Source organism: Bacillus sp. MMSF_3328 (genome assembly GCF_030733525.1).
Taxonomy (GTDB): domain Bacteria; phylum Bacillota; class Bacilli; order Bacillales; family Cytobacillaceae; genus Bacillus_AB; species Bacillus_AB infantis.
This window is the reverse complement of record NZ_JASHIV010000001.1, coordinates 484540-503688: the sequence shown is the minus strand read 5'-3', so window position 1 is coordinate 503688 and position 19149 is coordinate 484540. Positions and strand designations below refer to the sequence as shown.

Sequence of the window (19149 nt, the reverse complement as noted above, 5' to 3'; positions counted from 1 at the left end):
GTAGCATACAACATTCAATTTTACAGCTTCAATGAGGTACAGACAACTAATAAATAATGGTTTTTACACATAGAAATATTAAAGTTTTGTTACAGCGGGCAAAGCGGATTTTCTGGGTACAAAAAAACGCAGCCAGGGTGTTATTTTCCTGATGCTGCGCTTTTTATACCGGCAGAAGCGGTATCATTCCGGGACTGTTCTTTTTCCAGCTTAGCATAGAGTCTCCGGATCCTCTTATCTGTTTCCGGTTTGAGCTTATCTGAGGTACCTGGTGCAGGAACGGCTTCCAGCGCCTTTCTCGCTTTTTCAGCATAATGGACTGCGCGCGCAAGGTCTTTGCTGCGATGCTCAAAATATTTTGCCAGTTCAATGGAGGATTCAGCCGTAATTTTCGGATCTGCCTCCGAATCGGCGCATTCCTGCCACAGGGCTGCCGCCTGTTCCCAGTCCTTCAGTTTCTTGTGTTCAAAGGCGAGTGCATTCCTGGCCTTCACTGACTCTTCATTCTCTGTCTGTGCTGCCTGCACAAAGGCTGCTTTTGCAGAAGAAGTGTTGCCGAGAGAAGAAAACCACCGCCCTACTTCATAGGTTTCCGCAGCGGTCCGGCTGCCGTCCAGCCCAAGGAGCTGATAGGAAAGATGTGTGTACAGCGTTATGAGCGACAGGATATCGATTTCATTATGCTTCAGGATTCCGAGCATGCCTTCGGGGTTCTTTGTCTGCACGTAATCAAAATAGATCATCGGTGCAAGGAAGCCTGGTATATCATCTTTCCGCTCAACGCCAAGCACTTCCTTCTCGACGATGGAAAGCTTCAGCCTCTCAAGCCTGTGCTTCCAGATCCTTCGGGATGCGTGGTAAAGATCGAAATGCCCGAAAGGCGGAAGCTTGGGCACCTGTTCCCTGATAAGGGTATGCCTTGTCTTCACCTGCGGCCAGTCAAAAGCTTTGCCATTATAGGTGACCATGGTTGTATAATCCACGCTGTCCAGGAAGCTCTTATAAAGCGGCACCTCTGCACCGGGATGGGGAAGGATATGCTGTTTGAGCTTCACACCATCACGCGTCACACTGGCATGCCCCAGCAGGAAAATCGTGTTTCCGGTGCCGCCGCCAAGACCCGTTGTTTCTGTATCAAAGAAGAACAGCTCATCAGGCTGATGCCCGGCAGAGGAAAGCGGATGGGATACATCCCCGCTGTTCCAGGCATTCACTGCAGCCGCAAAATCAGAGAACCGGTAATTACCATGCTTCCAGTCTAGCGGATATTCCTTTTCCCTGACGAGGCAGAAGCTGTCCTCAAAATGGAATGGAAAAACCCCGTTTTCCTTCCATAGGTCATGAAGCATAAATTCCTGAGTAGCTTCTTTTGCCCTGACAGGCTTAGCCGGTTCACTCCCCTGTTCTTTTGAGAGATGAGGCTTTAATCGGTTCAGCTTATTTTTGAGGCTCATACCGCTCCCCCTCCATAGCCGTTTTTCTGAATAATGCCAAAAGCTTCAAGACATCGCTTTTGGCCGTATTCATAGCTGAATCAGTGCCAATGCACGATGGACAGCCGTTCTCGCAGGAGCAGCCAGCTACCATGCCTTCAGCCTTCTGTATGACCGTTTCAATCCCATCATAGAGCTTTTCGCTCAGACCTATGCCTCCCGGGTAGCGGTCATAAAAGAAGATGGTCGGCTTCTCATTATGCGCAGCCTTTACCTGCGGTACAACGAAAATATCCTGCGGATCGCACATGACAAACAGCGGGGCAATATGCTTGAGTGCATGTGCGGTCCCGATCAATCCTTCTTCAATCCGGTCTTCATCAAATTGGATCTGCTCCTTGCCGATGGATATCCACGCCGAGCTTGTATGCAGCTCTTCCTGCGGCAGGTGGATCGGCCCGGAACCGATGTTTTCATGTGTTTCAAACTTGATCTTCTTGAATATCGTTGTCATGGCCAGCACGCTCACATCGCCATATCCGATTTCCATTTCACCGCGTGACCTGTTTTTATCTTCTTCAAGCACTTTCAGCTCAACGGCAAGATTGGCATCTGTGAAATAATCCACATCAACCTCCCTCACATACGCTTTCTTTTCATCCCAATCCAAATACTCAACCTGGAACTGGGTGCCCTGATGGAGGTAAATGGCTTCATCATGCAGGAGCGTCATCGCAGAGAAACGGTCCATTTCACCTATCACCTTCACGTTTGCAATGTCGGACTGGTCAATGATGATGACATTTTCCTGTGATGCAGACCGGAGGCTGATATTGTGGGCAGGAAAAGAATCGTTCATCCAATGCCATTTATCGCCGTTTTGGTAAAGCACCCTTTCTTCTGTCAGATATTCAAGAAGTTCCTCCGTATCGGCAGTACCGAATTTCTCTCCATACTTAAATGGCAGCTCATAGGCGGCACACTTCATATGGTCGATTAAAATGATGAGGTTGTCAGGATTGATCCTGGCCGTTTCCGGGCTTTTATTGAAAAAATAGTCCGGGTTCTGAATGACGTACTGGTCCAGGGGGCTGGAGCTGGCAACAAGGATGACGAGAGACTCGCCATGCCTCCGACCTGCCCGTCCCGCCTGCTGCCACGAGCTTGCGATTGATCCCGGATAACCCGTCATGATGCATACCTGAAGCTGGCCGATATCCACGCCAAGCTCCAATGCATTTGTACTGACGACCCCGTAGATTTCACCCGCACGCAAACCCTTTTCAATCGCCCTTCTCTCTGTCGGCAGATAGCCTCCCCGGTAGCCTCTGATGGCTTTCGGCCCCAGCTGATGCTTGACCAGCTCCTGGAGGTAGGTGAGCAGGATTTCGACTCTGACACGGCTCCTGGCAAATACAATAGTCTGGATGCGGTTTTTCAAAAGCCTCCCGGCCAGCTTCCTTGCTTCAAGCGTGGCGCTTCGCCGAATATTCATCGGTATATTGACAATCGGCGGGTTATAGAACAAGAAGTGCTTCCTTCCGCTTGGCGCCCCGTTATTGTCTATCAGCTCCATTTTCTTTTCCGTCAGGTTTTCAGCAAGCTCAAGCGGATTGGCAATGGTTGCCGATGTGCAGATGAAGAGCGGGTCGCTCCCGTAGAAACGGCAGATGCGCCTGAGGCGGCGGATCACGTTTGCCACATGGCTGCCGAAGACGCCTCTGTAAATATGAACCTCGTCAATGACAACATATTTGAGATTTTCAAAAAGAGAAACCCATTTGGTATGATGGGGAAGGATCGCCGAATGCAGCATATCAGGGTTCGTTATGACAACATGGCCTGCCTTCCTAACCTTTTCCCTAATATTAGCCGGAGTGTCGCCATCATACGTGTAGCTGTTGACAGGGAGCTCCGCTTCCTGGATCAATTCATTTATTTCACTCTTCTGGTCCTGGGCCAGTGCTTTGGTAGGGAATATATACAACGCCCTCGCCTTCGGATCGCTGATGGCCGTCTGGAGGACGGGAAGATTGTAGCATAGTGTTTTTCCAGATGCAGTTGGAGTAACAGCCACAAGGCTTTTTCCTTCAGAAGCAGCCGCATAGGCAGACCTCTGGTGTGTATAAAGACGGCTGATGCCCCGCTTTTCCAAAGCATTTCTCAAGGATGGATGTATATCCTCCGGCAGATCCTCTGTTTTTGCTTCTTTTTCTTCAATTGTATGCCAATGGACAATATTATCCTTGAACTCTTCGGTCATCTTTAAATCTTTTAATATCTCCTGGAGATTTTTCCTGAGCTTCATTTTCCGTTCACCTCATACACCCATTCTACCGAATAAACGTTCGTTCAAAAAGGATTTTCTTTTGTTTTCCTGTTGGATTTATCTGGAACGGAACCAAACAGCCCGAATTTAAGATTACCAGATTTTTCCAAAAGTAAATTGACTGAAGGTATAAAATTTGCGACAATTCAGATATATTTTTTTGAAAGCGGCTCTTTGGCCGCGGTTAACCTATTTTAACAGATATATAGAAGAATGGGGGTCAATCGTTTTATGCTGTTACTTAAAAAACTGTTCATTTTTCTCCTTGTGCTGGCGAGCTTTCTATTGATTCTGCTGCTGCCAAGAGAACCGGTCATCCATCAGCCTTCCGCATTTCACATTGAAATGGATTATCCTTTCAGTGCAGAAGCCTACAAAAATAAGATTCAATCCTTCTTTCAATTTATCCAGAAGGAAAACGGATTTGGCGAGAGCCGGACTGGAAGGAAGGTGTCCGAAGAAACCATCCTTTATATGAAAAGAAGCCTCGGAATCATTCTTCCTGCTTTCTTTATCAGCATGGCAGCTGGAATACTGGCAGGAATTGCAAAGTTTTCGATGCGCCTCCGTATGCGGGGTAAAATTCAGGAAGCCTTGTCCTGGCTGTTTTCATCGGTTCCGGATTTTTTTCTGTATATGAGCCTGCAGTATATATTGATCAAGCTGATTCAATGGGGATTTCCGCAGATTACACTATACGGCCATGAGCATTGGTACAGTTTTCTTCTCCCAATGATCTCACTGACACTTTTCCCTTTCATTCATATGGTCAATTTTACCGCTGCTGCGATGGACAAGGAAAGCGGGGAAGATTATATCCGGACAGCCTACTCAAAAGGGCTGGGAAAGAAAAAGATTTATCTGCATATCCTTTTTAACTGTGCCGGGACACTTCTCAATCAGGCGCAGTTCATTATGCTGTATATCTTATCGAGCCTGCCGATCGTGGAGAAGTTATCCGGCTACGAGGGAGCAGGAAACAATCTGCTTAAAAGCATCCTGAATTATAATGATGTTTCTTCTTTTGCGCTGATGCTTCCATTCCTGGTGCTGATGTTTTTAACCATACTGGCCTCTCAATCAGCTAAATATCTCTTTATGCCAAAAAGGCAGGGGGAAGTGAACTGATATGAACAGAAAATTTCAGTGGAAAAAATATAGTGTATTTATTATAAGCCTGGTTTGTCTCGGGATCCTGGCATTTATTGCTTTCATCGGCCCTTTCCTCCCTTTTATAGACCGGGAGCTGTCCACAATCACTTATATTATGGATGAGAACCGCAAGCCTGTCATCCCGCCATACGGGCCAAATGAAGACTTCCCGCTCGGAACGGACAAATCGGGCAGGGATCTGCTGAGCATCATTGTGCTTGGCGCCAAGGAAACGCTTCTCCTTGTGATTGTCATTACAGCCCTCAGATATGCATTGGCGATTCCCTTTGCTTTCCTGGCGCATAAAAAGGTGCTGGCGGCCGATTCTGTCCTGAAATGGCTGAATGGCTTCCTATCTTATATCCCGACCATCATCATTGTCATACTGGTCGTTAATCTGCCGCCTTTATTGTTTGCAAAAGACCGGCCTTTCTGGCTGATCCTTGTGGTTGCCCTTTCTGAAGCAGCCAGGGCTGCCGACATGATCAAATTGGAATTCGATGAAGTATCATCAAAAGAGTTCATTACAGGGGGAATAGCAGCGGGAACCACTCCCTTTGCCATGTTCAAACGATATTATATGCCTTTTCTGTATGGGAAAATCCTGGTCTATATGATCTCAGATCTGGGAAAAGTAATGTTCCTCCTGGGACAGCTAGGCTTTGTCGGCATCTTCATTTCCCAGCAGTTTGTCCAGACGCCAACAGGGCTATGGGAATTTGTCAACACATCCATCTCCTGGCCGATGCTTCTAAAAGATGCGTTTATCGACATCCGGGGCCCGATCTGGATTCCATTCTTTGCAGCCTTGTTCATGACTTTTTCTATATTCACCTTCAATCTCCTTTCCCAGGGGATCAAAAATATTTTTGCGCGGAAAATCAGGTATCTATAAGTAAGAGGGTGAGTCTTTCTCAAAGGGACCAATCGGGCGCTGATTGCATAATATATCCCAAGATTCTGTTTTGGGAGGAGATGCATGGATGTCTTCACAGCTGCCTGATGGCCCAAAAAAGAAAGAGAAAAATGAGCCATTCAGCGATATCATGAAATCGATGAACACATTCTTTCAGGAAAAACCCGTCAAAGGGTTCTTGCAGAGCATTGATGATTTCTTTAAAACTCCGTTTCCGCAGAGTGCCTTTTCTGTCCGGGTATCTGAAACCGATAAAGAGCATCATATTACAGCAGAGCTGCCGGGGATAAAAAGGGAGCAGATCCATATTGATGTACTGGATAATTATATTACCATTTCAGTCAGCCACGCGGAAACCTTACTCCAGGAAGATGATAAGCACAGGACCTTCAGCCGGAAGCAGACGATGCAGCAATCATCCAGGACCATCCCGCTTCCGCAGACTATCAATGAAAAAAAGGTCAGGGCTTCTTACCAGGACGGCCTGCTGATCATCCGGATACCTAAGCAGTCAGGCAAGAAAATCATCATTGATGAAAATAATTAATGCCTATTGAGCTCACCTGCCAAAGGCAGCCAAAGTTCCTCTTTACAGGCCGAAAAGCTCCCTTGCAATTGCAGCAAGGGAGCTTTTTACATGCGGCATTCCAGACGGCAGAATATTATTCAAGCGTCAGCCAGTCGGTAAAATAGCCTTTCGGGACAAGAAAGTAGTCTGCGGCAAAATCCGCAAACATTTTCGAATCCACTTCTTTGAATTTAAACTTTTCGTAGTACGCTGAGAGGAACTCCATCCCCACAATACGCGGGTCATTGCCTTTGACCATGAAACGGTTATTGACTAATTCGAGCAGCTTCACTGCCGGCTGGCCATACACATATCCGTTATGCGACACTTCATCCAGCGGCACATTTGAATGCTGTCGTTTAACTGATTCTTCTTCTATGCTCTTCATCCGGTTAAGAGGAAGAGAAAAAGCCTTAATTTCCCCCTCGCCTTTTCCCGCATAGAAATACATGCTGGTTGCAAACTCGGTAATCCCCTCATCCACCCATGCTTCATAATAAGGATCATTAGAAACGGTTCCGTAGAAGTACTGATGGGCGATCTCATGAACGATGGAAACCTGGTAGAAATACGAATCCTCAATATACGGATTGATCGTAACGATGCCGGGATATTCCATAAACTGACCTTCATCCAGGACGACATCAAGCGTTTCATGAGGATATTCCCCTATTTTATCCTGGTAGAAGGAAAGAGCCTTTTTGGCAAGATCAAGCGACTGTTCAGGATCTTTGTTATGATCATCCTCCGTAAAGAGCCTTACCTTAACCCCCTCTTTTGCTTCTGCTTCATATACCTTTGTATCTTTAAGGATACTGATGAAAAAGTCCCTGACCTTTTCAGCCTTCAAAGTTCCCCTGGTTTCAGAGGCTGGCGGGTCTTCATCTGCTGTTGAGGCAATCGTGTAGCCTTTTGGTATATCATAGGAAACCTTGTAATCTGAAAAATCGGTATGGTAGGTTTCCAGCCCTTCGGAATACTTCTCCTTATTCCATTTATGCTCACGGAAGGTTGCCAGCATCGGGTACCATTGGGCAAGGTAATAATTTTTATCCACTTTCGAGAAACGATTTCCTTTTTCAGGAAGGGTGAACTCATAGTTTATCTCAACTTTGCCTTTATCGCCTTTATCCATTTTTTCTGAAAGGAAGACGCTTAAGGTATCATCCTTCAGTTCATAATCCGCTTCCTTCCCGTCCACCTTGATGTGATTCAGAGTGACGGAGGCGTAGCCTTCCACGCTTTGAAACGAATGGCCTTCCTTGAATACATTCGGTATAAAATAGAACACCAGCTTATCCCATTCATCCTCTGACTCATTCTTCACTTCAATATTGGCTGTCGATGAGAATTCTCCTTGCTTGTTCATCTTAAGGCTCAGGTCATATTCAGCCTGGCTGAAGTTTTTCACCCCTATATCCTGATCCTTTGTGGCATACACATAAGTGCCGGCACTGATAAAGAGGATCAAAAGGATTATAAGCGCCATCGGTTCAGGCGACAGCAGCTTCCTTCCTTTTTGGGCTATATAATTTTTCCTTACTGGCTTCAGCTTTGGCTCCTGTCCGGTTTTGATCCAAGGTGTTCTCTGGTAATTGGACTGGAATCGGTTTTTCATGCCATTGGCCAGAAGGCTGAATGAAATGGTCGTGATCAATAAGACTGCAAGGGGCACCATTAAAATATGAAGGTTCCCATAAATATTTCCCCTTGCCTGGCCGACCAGCCCTGCCAGCTCTTTCGTTATGGAGTGAAACAGGAGCGGATCATAGGTGACCCTTGTACCGCCGACAAAGATCTCCAGCAGGCCAAGCTGCCCCATGATCGTGATCACATAGACAATCTCAAGAATGAACATGACAAGAAATGTTTCTTTGAGCTGAGGGAAAATATGTTTCCAGATCAGCCTGTGCCTCCCTGCCCCCAATGCCCTGGCAGCTTCAATGTATACAGATTTGTTCAGCTCTGCCGTTTTCTGCCGGACAGATGAGACAATGCTTGGAATGCTGACAAGGGAAGTGATCAGGATGAACAGCATGATAAGCTTCCATGTCGGAATGAATGACAGCGTGTTGATTCCCCTGAAGAAAAAGTAAACGATCAGAAACAGCGGGACAAAGCTCCACGCATTTTCAAACGCCAGCAGCCATCCCGGTGTCCGCTTCCAGGTCCCCACATACAAACCGATAATGGTACCCAGCACCATCTTGATAAAAGTTACGGCAATCGCGATGAAAACTGTGTATTTCAGGCCATTTAGAATCATGGATGCAATATCATAGCCCCATCTGTCAGTCCCCAATGGATATTCGCCAGATTCAAACGGCTGGATCGGCGGTGCGAGCACCTTTCCATCCCGATACTGTGTCTCCAGCGCTTCAGATAATTGATGGGGCGCCAAATACGGCCCGAAAACAGCAAAGAAAAGCAGAACACTGACTAGAAATACGCCAATATATAATGAGTAATTCACTCTGAGCAGCTTATTCATGGATCAGCACCCGCTTAAATAAGTAAAATAATAATCTGATAGAAAGATAAACGATCAGCGACATCAAAAGCATTGCGAACAAGCCGATCGCAATGGGCTGGAATCCATTAGCCTGGAAAATGAATTTCGTGATTCCTGAAACGTTCATTATGTATTCAACGATAAATAAATTTCCTATCCCAAGCGAAATCACCTTTGTCATTTCCGCCAGGATAAAAGGCTCGATGTTTTTAAAAACATGCTGAAGATTGATATAATCCAGCCGCATCCCTTTAGCCACCGCGGTCCTGATATAATCTTCGCCGCTCAGCTGATAGTATTTCACTGCCACCAGCTTAAACAGATACAATGTGGGGGCTATCGCCACAAGCACTGTCGGAAACCACGTGTTCAGCGCACCGGAATCCGGCCTCAGGGAAATGATCCTGATCCCCGTCATTTTATAAAATTTCACGGCAAGGATCATGCTGGCAACAATAATGATGAAATCCGGAATGGATGCCAGAATGTTAAGGATATAATTGAATCCCCTGGCTGCCCGGAACCTGCTGATAAAGACACCGAAAACCAGGCTGAGCACGACCGCTGCCAGGATCCCCGCTTCCATGATTTTCAGGCTTGTGATAAAGAACCGCCCGATATCCTCCCCGATGGACCGTGTCCTCGTCCCCTGCTGATATGTACCTAAATCCCCGTCTGCTATTTGTGTGAAAAATTCGCCGTATACCTGCGGCAGCGCACCCGGATCAAAGCTCAGCGATTGTGTTTCCGGATCTGCGGTTACCATTAACGGCAGTGAGGCAATGAGCAGGATAAGCAATACCACGATGATAAGCTGCTGTATTTGCCTAAGCATATTGACCACCCCTTTTTATATGACCTACAGTCAATGTTTCCATTTTCCAATCCCTTCACAATTTTGTCAATAATATTCCATGAATTCCGAAATTTTCGGTTTTATATTGGTGAAAGCCACATAGAAAAGAACAGCCTCCCTCAGCTGTTCTTTATACTTTGAATATGCCTCCCAGCCCTTTGACCATAGATGAGACCTGATTAACTGCGCTCATCATTTGGCCGGCTGTATTCATCATTTTGTTGAAATCAAGGGATCCATCCTGGCCTTTAAAGGAATTCATGATCGACTGGACTCCCGAAGGCTGCTTTGCCATGAAAGACTGCTTGGGGTATGGATTCATATAAGGGTAAGGATTATGGGGCTGCTGGCTTTGCGGCTGCTGATATGCTTCCTCCTGCTGCAGCGGATTTTGAAAAAGCCCCTGGCTTACAGGCTGCTGGGCCTGCGGCTGGACTTGAGGCTGAATGGGCGGCTGCATTTGATGCTGATAGCCCTGGAAATAGGGCGGCGGATTATGTGCCTGCTGGAAAGGAATGAAGTATGCTGATTGACTGCCGGCAAAAGCCTGGGGCTGATATTGGGCCTGGGGGCTTCCTTGCATTGGAAATGCGGAATAGTATCTGTGCCGGCCGTATATGCCGCTGCCCCCTGGCTGCTGCACTCGTGCCGGAAATCTTCTGTTTTTTTGAAACATGGGCAGACATCCTCCTAATACTGATCGCTACTTTAAATTATGATGCATCTGCCCAATTTGTGCATTGCAGGTAAGATTATCCGGTTTTGTCTGCTTATGATGAATTTTGTCGGAAGTTTCAATTTTTTAAAAACGGAGAAACTTTTTTGTTTCATGATACGATATGGGAAAAGGCGGAGGAGGAACATTAATGAACATTCACGAACTGAGACTGAAATTTTTGCAGCTGAAAGATTATAGCCCCGAGAGCGTCAATGAATTATTGGATTTCGCCAAGAAAGCCTATATCCACAATGAGATCACCATTAATGAATACCGCAACCTTATTCGTGAGCTTGAAGCACAGGGAGCCGTAGCTGACTGTTCCTTCACCGCAGCAGCAAATCTGCAGAATTGATCCCCGGAGGGTATAGCGGGACACGGGCCGCATAACTTTAATCAAAAAAAGCTTAGCCTGCGGACAATTGTCCTGCAGGCTTTATTTTTTTTCGTCTAAATGGCCAAGGAGGACATTGAGGACATATTTGGTGGAGTTATAGTAATTAATGAAACGGGTCCGGCTTGTTTCCGGGAAGAAGCATTGGACAGTAATCAGTTCTATATGCTCCGCTGCCGAACTGATCTGATTTTCATGCAGGTTCTTGGGCCTGTTTTCCGCGATCCAGCCGGCAGCCTGATAGGCCCACTCGTCCAGCAGCTGTTTGCTATGATCGGCAAAAGGCTTTACTTCCGCATAGAAATCAGGCTTGGTTCCCCTTTCCCGCGCCTGGCGGTAATGGCCTGCCGCTTCCTCCGTGCATTCCAGCAGCTCTCTAGTCAGCCTGTCTAAATGTTTTACCTCGTCCATATATTTCATCTCCAGTTGGATATTTGTCCAAAAAAATAAAAGTAGCGTGGGTATCCAGCTACTAAAGATCATTCTTTATTTTAGACAACCTAATAGCCCAATTCAAGCTTAATGCTGTCATTACCGCCTGTCATCTTTCGGTCCCTGCCGTCCTTTTTCCCGATTTCCTGAAGCCGATTTTCAGCATTGGCCAGCCTTGATTCGCAATATATCATCTTTTGCTGATGTTCCTCCGCCATTTCTCCCCTGAATTTTGAAAGGCTTGTCTCAAGTGCTGCATCCAATTCTTCCAGCTGGTCATATATCTCATTCAGCATATGGAGCAATTCTTCTTTCTGTGAAGTGTGTTTCATCATATAACCTCCCTTTTTCATATATCTCCGACTGTACGGCTTTTTGCTATTCACTGTATTCGCCTTCTCTTTTCACTTCCCTTCACCCCTGACAAAACTAGAAGCGATTCGCCAAAGATAGTTATATTTTTCAATGGAACAAAGAGCGTTTCGACACATCTTGAATGGATGAAATATTGGTGATTGAACACACTAAAGGATGGAGGTGTTGAAAGATGGCAAACAAGGAAAAACAAAATAAGGTTCAGCCAAAAAAGCAGGAAGAAACGAAAACTGGATTCGGCAGCAAAAAGCTGGAAGGCCCGGACAGACCTTCCACCTGATGAAAGCAAGGGGGATCCCTTGCTTTTTTTTGTATTGATGGCTGAGCAGATTATGAATTGGTTTTAGTAAAACCAAGGTTCCTTAATCCAGGAACTTCATTCAATAGGATAGAGGAAGATTAGAGTCTGTAATTTGGACCTGGGTTATTATATTTTGAACTTGTCAGCATTGCGGTTCCGGCTGGTGTTCTAGAACCGTTATTTTTCGGTTTTGCCGGAATAGTGGTTCCAGCCTGGATTCTAGAACCGTTATTTTTCGTTTATAGCAGAATAGTGGTTTCAGCCTCATGTTCTAGAACCGCTGTTTTTCGGTTTTTCTTTAAAAAGCAGCGCCAGCTGGTGAACTATATCCCGCTCCAGCTGATCCGCAATGCCGGACTGCGTTTACCTTTTAAACCAAATAAACTTCTTTAATCCCGCTGCCCGTTCCAGCTGCCTCTGCTTATGCAGGAACCATTCTGTCATCAGGACAGGCTCTTCTGTCTCCCCTTCTTCTGCAAACCACTCCGGGCTGACTCCTCTCTCCTTTGACCAATCATGCTTTTCATGTATGTGATGGCTGATAACGGGGTAAGTATCTTTTAAGGTTTGCAAAGCCCGCTTTGTCCCGCCATTGAGGAATTGTTCGTAATCCAACCTTGATCCCGTGTGAGGCACTTTTCCTGCAAACTTCAGGAACTCCGGAAAATGAGCGGGTGAGAACAGAATCCCTGCAAGCCTTTTTCCGAGCATGATTCTTTCGTCCGTTTTCCTGAACTTCTTTACACTTGCTCCATAAAGCTGGCCGCTGCAGGTTGGAAACAGGACCGAGCTGAAATGCATCCAGTCCTGGATGGAAAAAAACAGTGAATGGAACACCCTCCTTTTATACACCGGATGTTCAATCACAGGGCGCTGGATCAGGTTTTGTTCATTTATTATCAGGGCAATCATTAATCTTTCCCGGTCCCCCTCCTGCCAATAGCGGTTCCATTCTTTTTCCATAAATGAAGACACATGAAAGAATGGCAGGAGATGAAACATTGGCGAGTTTTTTTTCGTCGAATATTCATAGAGAAGCAGCTGTGGAAAGGCATCTGAGAAAATGAGCCAATTGGCACGCTCATATGTAAGGAAAAGCCGCTCCCTGATTTCCGGTCCAAGGAGGCAGGACAATGACGCCTCTTCCAGATCGCACATATTCCAGCCTGCATTTCTGGAAACCATACTCGCCAGGAAAGCCCATTGGATGTCCGGGTTGGATTGATAATAGTCGAGATATGCATGGGTTCTGCTGATATTATCTTTGTTATAATGATCCGCAATCGAACGGATTTCCTCTGCGAGCATCCGTTCGGAGCTGTCAAATGTGAAATTGGCTGTTTTTCTCAAAGCAAACCTCCTTGCTCACTGTTGTTATCGTTCACTTTTTGGTGCTTTTTATTCAACATTCCAGCCGGCACTTTTGGTATGATGAGTAGTGAGCGATTGCCGGCATAGCGGCACAATGAAAACAGGCAGGTGAATGCAATTGAATTTCCACTACCCAAACGGACGAAAGTATTTGCCGCAAAAGGCGGCTGCTGCGCCTGTGAAAAAGGAGAAAAAATGGACATATTCCAACAGGGGGATGACACTAGAGGATGATATAAATGAAACAAATGCTTTTTACCTGGAAAGGGGGCTGGCTGTAATCCATAAAAAGCCCACGCCAGTCCAGATTGTGAATGTTGACTATCCTAAAAGAAGTGCTGCGGTTATTAAGGAGGCTTATTTCAAGCAAGCCTCAACCACAGATTATAATGGCCTTTATAAAGGAAGATATATTGATTTTGAAGCAAAGGAAACGAAGAATAGCACTTCTTTTCCTCTTAAGAACTTCCATGCCCACCAGATATCCCATATGCGCAGGATAGTTGCCCAGGGGGGGATCTGCTTTGTACTGCTCCGTTTCTCAGAGAGCGAAGAAATCTTCCTTTTAGAAGCCCGCTCCCTTTTCCCTTTTTGGGAGAGGATGGAGAATGGCGGGCGCAAATCCATTGCGAAAACGGAAATAGAAGAAAATGGCCATAGGATCCAGCTTGGCTTCCAGCCCAGGATTGACTATATTAAAGTAATAGATTATCTTTATAATCTTACATGATTTTATGCAGATGTAAGAAAGGATGAATATATATATGGCAGAAAACTACAACTCAAGGGAGGAACGCCGGAAGCAGCAGTCTGCCGGCACCAAGAAAAAAACTCCCAAAAAGAAAAAAGGCGGTATCTTCAAAAAGATATTTCTGGTGCTGATCGCACTCGGGCTTGCCGGCATCATCATCGGAGCCGGTGCATTTGCATACATGGTCAAAGATACGCCAAAGCTTGATGAAGAGAAGCTGAAATCCGCTATCGCATCTGAAATTTATGATATGAACGGGGAGCAGATTGCAACCATCGGTTCCGAAAACAGGGATTATGTCGAGTATGAGGACATACCAAAGATCGTTGAGGAAGCAGTCATTGCAACAGAAGACTCCCGCTTTTATAAACATCATGGCATTGATCCGATCCGCCTCGGCGGTGCAGTCCTTGCCAACATCACAGAAGGCTTTGGTGCAGAAGGAGCGAGCACCATCACCCAGCAGGTAGCCAAAAACTATTTCCTCGAGTTTGATAAAAAGCTTTCCCGTAAAGCTCAGGAAGCATGGCTGGCCATCCAGCTGGAACGTAAATATACAAAGCATGAAATATTAGAGCTTTATATGAACAAAGTGAATATGTCGCAATACTCTTACGGGTTCGCGACTGCTTCAGAAACATACTTCGGCAAGCCGCTGAAGGATCTGGAGCTTCACGAAGCAGCACTGCTTGCAGGACTGCCGCAAAGCCCGAACAATTACAATCCCTTCAACCACCCTGACAAGGCGGAAAAAAGGCGGAATATTGTACTGACGCTGATGAATAAGCATGGATACATCACAAAAGAACAAATGGAAGCGGCCAAGAAGATTCCGGTCACATCCTCCCTGGTCGCCGAAGAGAATCGAAAAATCAATGGAGACATACCTTATGATTCCTTCATCGGGCAGGCCATTGCTGAAATCAACGAAAAATATGGAACGATTAATGTCTTTACAGACGGACTCAAAATATACACAACACTGGACAAAGATGCACAGGAATATGTGGAAACAATGCTTAACGGCAATGAAATTGTAGAATTTCCAAATGAAGAATTCCAGGCAGGCATAACACTCCTGGATACAAAGACAGGGGAAATCCGGGCCCTTGGCGGAAACCGAAATCCTGAAGTAGAGTTTGGCTTCAACTATGCCACTGACCAAAAGCGCCAGCCAGGTTCTACCATTAAACCTGTGCTCGACTATGGTCCCGCTATTGAACATTTAAAATGGGGCACTTACTATACTCTGGATGATAAACCTTATACGTATTCCGACGGCACCAAATTCAACAACTGGGACGGCAGGCATATGGGGCCGATGAGCATGAGAGAAGCACTCGCCCGTTCACGGAATGTCCCTGCGGTCATGGCTCTTCAGGAAGTAGGACTTGATCGGGCTAAGGATTTTGCAGTCGATCTCGGCATACCTCTGGACGAAATATTCGAATCTTATGCCATAGGAGGGCTTGGAAAAGGGGTTTCTTCCATGCAGATGGCCGGAGCCTACAGTGCCTTTGGAAACAACGGCATATACAATACTCCTCATACAGTCAAAAGCGTAGAGCTTAGAGACGGCACAAAGCTCGATTTGGCTCCGGAATCCAAGGTTGTCATGAAGGACTATACAGCCTTTATGATCACAGATATGCTCAAGAGCGTTGTAAAGGATTCTTATGGCACCGGCCAGCAGGCTAACGTGCAAGGCCTGCCGATCGCCGGGAAGACAGGAACAACCAATTATAGCAATGAAGAATTATCCAAGTACAATGTTCCTGACGGGGCGGTTCCAGATGCCTGGTTTGCCGGATATACAACGAATTATACAGCGGCCGTATGGACTGGCTATAAAGACAGGAAGAATTATCTTCCTTCAAACGGTAGAGACCAGAAAATAGCTCAAAATCTATTTAAAAACCTGATGGCCCATGTGTCTGAAGGCAAAGAAACACCTGACTTCAAAATGCCGAAAAGCGTAGAAGTCGTAAAGATTGAAAAAGGCACTTCAAAGCTCGCAAGCGCCTATACGCCAAGCGACCAGATCCTTACTGAATATGCAGTTAAAGGAGAAGCTCCTACACAGGTTTCAAAGAAATACGACAAACTTGATGCGCCGCAAGGCTTATCTGCAGTATTTGATCCAGAAGCCAATGAAGTCGTGGTTGGCTGGGAATATGGTTCAGAAGAAGGCGTGCAATTCGAGGTGAATGCTTCGGTTGACGGCAGCGGCCAGCAGCCTACGGTAACGGCTGAAAAAGGCTTAAGGTTTACTGCTCCTTCCCCTGGAAGCACATACACTTTCAGCGTTACAGCATTTAGAGATGATATGCGCAGCGATCCTGCTTCTGTTTCTGTCACCATCCCGGGAGCTCCTGAGGATGATGGACAGGAAGAACCTGAAGATGGGGAAGACGGCAGTCAGGATGACGATGCTAACCAGAATGATGAGGAAAATGAGGAAGACAATCAGAATCCTGGCAACGGCAATGGCAATGGCAATGGCAACGGCAATGGCAACGGCAACGGCAATGGCAACGGCAATGGCAACGGAGGAAATGAAGAAGATGACGGAGAAGGTGACGACAGCGGTTCTGAGGGTGAATCCGGCTCCGGCGGTGAGTCCGGGCAAACCGGCCAGAATGGAGGACAGTCCGGATCAGGCAGCGGAACCGGCTCCGGTTCTGGAGGGTCCGGCACAGGATCTGGAGGTTCTGGCTCCGGGAGCGGATCCGGATCAGGCAGCGGCTCCGGGTCTGACGGAAGCAATTAATCCGGCGCATCTTTCAAAAGTCTAAATGTAAAAAGCGTTTAAGCTTTATGCTTAAACGCTTTTTCTATGCTTGCTTTCTTTTGGCGCTGCTTTTCTAGTTCAGCCTGCAGCTCACATAATTGAATGAACGAATGATAAAGAAGCGGACTGGACAAAACAAATTCCAGCCGTTCATTTAAGTTAGCTGGCTTAACATTCAATAGCATAAACTCTTTAGGAGTATCCAGCCTGGCCGGCTGTCCGTTGGTCCAGAACAGCATTTGAACGAAGATGCCTATAGCAGACCTCATCAATTCCGCCAATCCCAACCTCTCCCGTTTCCCATGCAAAGCAGCAATGGAGGATTTTACCTCCTCCCACTGTTCAATCCTTGCGGGAAAGAACTCTTCCGCCTTCTCCCATGGCCTGAGCGCTTCAATCCCATTATAAAAAGCAATCTCATAGATGAAGATCGCATCTGCCTGAAACTCATCTGCCCAAGCTGGCTCCCAGGCTTCCTCCTCTCCCACCAGAAATGGATGGTAGACTTCAGGAGACACCTGCAGCATGATTTTTTCGCTATCCGCCATTATTTCCTCTTCATCCTTTTCCGGCCTTCCCTGCAAAGGTCAAGGAGCGGGCAGATTTCGCACTGGGGGTTTTGCGCCTTGCAGTGATATCGGCCAAAAAAGATCATCCGATGGTGCGTAACTGACCATTCTTCTTCAGGCACCTTTTTCATCAGTGTTTTCTCTACTTCAAGAACAGAATCCTTCCACCTGCAGAACCCGAGGCGTTTGCTGACCCTTTCCACATGGGTATCTACAGCGATTGCAGGCACATCGTAAGCCACAGAAACGACGACATTTGCCGTTTTCCTTCCTACCCCGGGCAGCTTTGTCAATTCGTCCCTGTCATGCGGGACAATCCCATTATACTCGTCGATGAGGAGCCTGCAGAGCTTGTGGATGTTCTTTGCTTTGTTCCTGAACAGGCCGATCGACCTGATGTCGTTTTGCAGCTCATCAAGGGAAACAGCTAAATAATCCTCTGGCGTTTTATATTTTTGAAACAGGTTTTTGGTAACCTTGTTGACCAGCGCATCTGTACATTGAGCAGAAAGGGCCACTGCAATAACAAGTTCAAAAGGGTTTTCATGATGAAGCTCGCAATGGGCATCAGGGAACATTTCGCCCATAACATCCAGGCAATGCCTGATTTGTGTTTTATTCAGCATTTGTATCACCACTCTGTATTTAAATATGTTTTCATTATCTTAACCTTTTCTCTATATCCTGTCCTTCCAAACGCTCTTCAAGCACCTGGAGGGAGCATTCAGGAAATCATACAAAAAGGGCGGGAGAAGTCCCCCGCCATTAACATTATTGCTCAAGCCAGTTGTAAAAAGGAATTGATTTTTGCTGAACAGGACGTTCATCCGTTTTTTGCCTTGAAGACTGCGGCTGGTTTTGACGGAATTTGCGTCCAAAGCTCTTCGCCTGTTCAATTGTCTTAATCCCATTTTTCTTCCATTCGAATAAAATACGGTCGATATAACGGAAATTAAGCTTACCGGATATAACTGCCTCCCGCAATGCCGCTTTAATGATGACAGGGTCATGGTGGTCATCATCCATCCACATTGCCAGCGTTTCACATTCAAAAGGCGAAAGCGGCCTTCCGAATTCTTTTTCAAAGCATGTATACAGATCCATCTCTTCCTGCTGATGGGATTTAAGATCCTTTTGTTTGTCTTCGAGGAGGAATTGGTCAACCACCCTTTCCCAAAGGGGTTCAAGCGTATACTTTTCAAAGCGTATTCCCTCATCCGAAAAGCCGTCAAGAATTTCAATAAATCCTTTCTGGATCAGTTTCCGGATCATATCGGTGCATGCTGTATCAGAAATCGTCATTCGGGACGAAATTTCATTCGGGGTAGGAAAGTCTCTGCCTTTTTCAATAAAGGACGATATATGCAAAAGCAGGACGAGTTCCTGTTCAGTTATATTCATTTTATGATAGCGGGCCAAGAGGGCACCTGGTATGGACAGGCTCCCTTCCTGGAGCCACTTGATAATATTGTCTTTCATCCTGGACACCTCCTTTAAAGTATATCATGAACATTCAGGGCCAGTAAGGAGAATAACAGGCAACGCTGCCAGAAATTAGGTCTGAAACAGCACAGGGCATGAGTGCATATGAATAAAAAAATCCGCGTAAGCGGATCTCTTTATTTCCCTTTTATGCTGTAAGCGGAAAAGAGCATTGGCCATTCATGAGGCGCGAAAACGT

The 19149-nt window shown here is 46.2% G+C and carries 17 protein-coding genes; 6 read left to right on the top strand and 11 right to left on the bottom strand.

Annotated elements, in window-relative coordinates; translation table 11 throughout:
• Positions 1-140: 140 nt before the first annotated feature.
• Together RBB45_RS02540 and RBB45_RS02535 are read right to left on the bottom strand one after the other, a co-directional pair.
• Entirely contained in the window at positions 141-1454 is a 1314-nt protein-coding gene (locus RBB45_RS02540) for a ribonuclease H-like domain-containing protein (RefSeq protein ID WP_306009065.1), read from the bottom strand.
• The gene (locus tag RBB45_RS02535) at positions 1438-3741 is read right to left on the bottom strand and encodes a DEAD/DEAH box helicase (protein WP_306009064.1); all 2304 of its coding nucleotides are present in this window, start codon (positions 3739-3741) and stop codon (positions 1438-1440) included. Before RBB45_RS02535 ends, RBB45_RS02540 begins: the two co-directional genes overlap by 17 nt.
• A 252-nt stretch (positions 3742-3993) precedes the next feature.
• On the opposite strand from RBB45_RS02535, the gene RBB45_RS02530 reads away from it, so the two are divergent.
• From RBB45_RS02530 to RBB45_RS02520, 3 genes are all read left to right on the top strand, one after another.
• Positions 3994-4890, top strand: coding sequence for an ABC transporter permease subunit (locus RBB45_RS02530; protein ID WP_306009063.1), 897 nt, complete (start codon positions 3994-3996; stop codon positions 4888-4890).
• 1 nt (position 4891) lies between these two features.
• On the top strand, positions 4892-5809 hold the full coding sequence (locus RBB45_RS02525; protein WP_094767173.1) for a peptide ABC transporter permease: 918 nt from the start codon (positions 4892-4894) through the stop codon (positions 5807-5809).
• Between the two features lie 88 nt (positions 5810-5897).
• The gene (locus tag RBB45_RS02520) at positions 5898-6377 is read left to right on the top strand and encodes an Hsp20/alpha crystallin family protein (protein ID WP_224952031.1); all 480 of its coding nucleotides are present in this window, start codon (positions 5898-5900) and stop codon (positions 6375-6377) included.
• 115 nt (positions 6378-6492) lie between these two features.
• Here RBB45_RS02520 and RBB45_RS02515 read toward each other — a convergent pair whose 3' ends face one another.
• The 3 genes from RBB45_RS02515 to RBB45_RS02505 form a co-directional block, all read right to left on the bottom strand.
• Positions 6493-8889, bottom strand: a complete 2397-nt coding sequence (locus RBB45_RS02515; protein WP_009791243.1) for an ABC transporter permease subunit — start codon at positions 8887-8889, stop codon at positions 6493-6495.
• On the bottom strand, positions 8882-9745 hold the full coding sequence (locus tag RBB45_RS02510; RefSeq protein ID WP_009791244.1) for an ABC transporter permease subunit: 864 nt from the start codon (positions 9743-9745) through the stop codon (positions 8882-8884). The genes RBB45_RS02515 and RBB45_RS02510 overlap by 8 nt, the downstream gene beginning before the upstream one ends.
• 151 nt (positions 9746-9896) lie before the next feature.
• Positions 9897-10442 carry a YppG family protein gene (locus RBB45_RS02505; protein WP_009791245.1) on the bottom strand — a complete coding sequence of 182 codons (546 nt, stop codon included), beginning with the start codon at positions 10440-10442 and terminating at the stop codon, positions 9897-9899.
• 190 nt (positions 10443-10632) lie between these two features.
• Here RBB45_RS02505 and RBB45_RS02500 point away from each other — a divergent pair, with 190 nt between their 5' ends.
• Positions 10633-10839 (top strand): YppF family protein, encoded by a 207-nt coding sequence (locus RBB45_RS02500; RefSeq protein WP_022544120.1) that lies wholly within the window; start codon positions 10633-10635, stop codon positions 10837-10839.
• A gap of 81 nt (positions 10840-10920) precedes the next feature.
• Here the strand turns inward: RBB45_RS02500 and RBB45_RS02495 are convergent, their stop codons facing one another.
• From RBB45_RS02495 to RBB45_RS02485, 3 genes are all read right to left on the bottom strand, one after another.
• Positions 10921-11289, bottom strand: coding sequence for a YppE family protein (locus RBB45_RS02495; RefSeq protein WP_240683980.1), 369 nt, complete (start codon positions 11287-11289; stop codon positions 10921-10923).
• 89 nt (positions 11290-11378) lie between these two features.
• Positions 11379-11645 (bottom strand): exodeoxyribonuclease VII small subunit, encoded by a 267-nt coding sequence (locus tag RBB45_RS02490; RefSeq protein WP_129611976.1) that lies wholly within the window; start codon positions 11643-11645, stop codon positions 11379-11381.
• Between the two features lie 704 nt (positions 11646-12349).
• On the bottom strand, positions 12350-13336 hold the full coding sequence (locus RBB45_RS02485; protein WP_129611977.1) for a DUF2515 domain-containing protein: 987 nt from the start codon (positions 13334-13336) through the stop codon (positions 12350-12352).
• Positions 13337-13475: 139 nt separating this feature from the next.
• On the opposite strand from RBB45_RS02485, the gene recU reads away from it, so the two are divergent.
• Entirely contained in the window at positions 13476-14087 is a 612-nt protein-coding gene (recU, locus tag RBB45_RS02480; protein ID WP_022544123.1) for a Holliday junction resolvase RecU, read from the top strand.
• A 34-nt stretch (positions 14088-14121) separates the two neighbouring features.
• Positions 14122-16878 carry a PBP1A family penicillin-binding protein gene (locus RBB45_RS02475; protein WP_306009062.1) on the top strand — a complete coding sequence of 919 codons (2757 nt, stop codon included), beginning with the start codon at positions 14122-14124 and terminating at the stop codon, positions 16876-16878.
• A gap of 38 nt (positions 16879-16916) precedes the next feature.
• On the opposite strand, the gene RBB45_RS02470 is transcribed toward RBB45_RS02475, so the two are convergent.
• The 3 genes from RBB45_RS02470 to RBB45_RS02460 all read right to left on the bottom strand — a co-directional run bounded on the left by RBB45_RS02470 (position 16917) and on the right by RBB45_RS02460 (position 18947).
• A complete protein-coding gene (locus RBB45_RS02470; protein WP_022544125.1) occupies positions 16917-17447 on the bottom strand; it encodes a YpoC family protein in 531 nt (176 codons plus the stop codon).
• Positions 17447-18094: an endonuclease III gene (nth, locus tag RBB45_RS02465; RefSeq protein WP_009791255.1), complete on the bottom strand. Its 648-nt coding sequence runs from the start codon at positions 18092-18094 to the stop codon at positions 17447-17449. Before nth ends, RBB45_RS02470 begins: the two co-directional genes overlap by 1 nt.
• 145 nt (positions 18095-18239) lie before the next feature.
• Complete coding sequence (locus RBB45_RS02460; protein WP_306009061.1) at positions 18240-18947, bottom strand: DnaD domain-containing protein; 708 nt, start codon at positions 18945-18947, stop codon at positions 18240-18242.
• Positions 18948-19149: the final 202 nt, after the last annotated feature.

Bases quoted from the DNA above. Each gene is read 5' to 3' on its own strand.
- RBB45_RS02520 (WP_224952031.1), top strand. From the start codon at position 5,898: ATGTCTTCACAGCTGCCTGATGGCCCAAAAAAGAAAGAGAAAAATGAG.
- RBB45_RS02475 (WP_306009062.1), top strand. From the start codon at position 14,122: ATGGCAGAAAACTACAACTCAAGGGAGGAACGCCGGAAGCAGCAGTCT.
- RBB45_RS02505 (WP_009791245.1), bottom strand. From the start codon at position 10,442: ATGTTTCAAAAAAACAGAAGATTTCCGGCACGAGTGCAGCAGCCAGGG.
- RBB45_RS02500 (WP_022544120.1), top strand. From the start codon at position 10,633: ATGAACATTCACGAACTGAGACTGAAATTTTTGCAGCTGAAAGATTAT.
- RBB45_RS02470 (WP_022544125.1), bottom strand. From the start codon at position 17,447: ATGGCGGATAGCGAAAAAATCATGCTGCAGGTGTCTCCTGAAGTCTAC.
- RBB45_RS02515 (WP_009791243.1), bottom strand. From the start codon at position 8,889: ATGAATAAGCTGCTCAGAGTGAATTACTCATTATATATTGGCGTATTT.
- RBB45_RS02490 (WP_129611976.1), bottom strand. From the start codon at position 11,645: ATGATGAAACACACTTCACAGAAAGAAGAATTGCTCCATATGCTGAAT.
- RBB45_RS02530 (WP_306009063.1), top strand. From the start codon at position 3,994: ATGCTGTTACTTAAAAAACTGTTCATTTTTCTCCTTGTGCTGGCGAGC.
- RBB45_RS02460 (WP_306009061.1), bottom strand. From the start codon at position 18,947: ATGAAAGACAATATTATCAAGTGGCTCCAGGAAGGGAGCCTGTCCATA.
- RBB45_RS02525 (WP_094767173.1), top strand. From the start codon at position 4,892: ATGAACAGAAAATTTCAGTGGAAAAAATATAGTGTATTTATTATAAGC.
- RBB45_RS02495 (WP_240683980.1), bottom strand. From the start codon at position 11,289: ATGGACGAGGTAAAACATTTAGACAGGCTGACTAGAGAGCTGCTGGAA.
- RBB45_RS02510 (WP_009791244.1), bottom strand. From the start codon at position 9,745: ATGCTTAGGCAAATACAGCAGCTTATCATCGTGGTATTGCTTATCCTG.
- RBB45_RS02540 (WP_306009065.1), bottom strand. From the start codon at position 1,454: ATGAGCCTCAAAAATAAGCTGAACCGATTAAAGCCTCATCTCTCAAAA.
- nth (WP_009791255.1), bottom strand. From the start codon at position 18,094: ATGCTGAATAAAACACAAATCAGGCATTGCCTGGATGTTATGGGCGAA.
- RBB45_RS02535 (WP_306009064.1), bottom strand. From the start codon at position 3,741: ATGAAGCTCAGGAAAAATCTCCAGGAGATATTAAAAGATTTAAAGATG.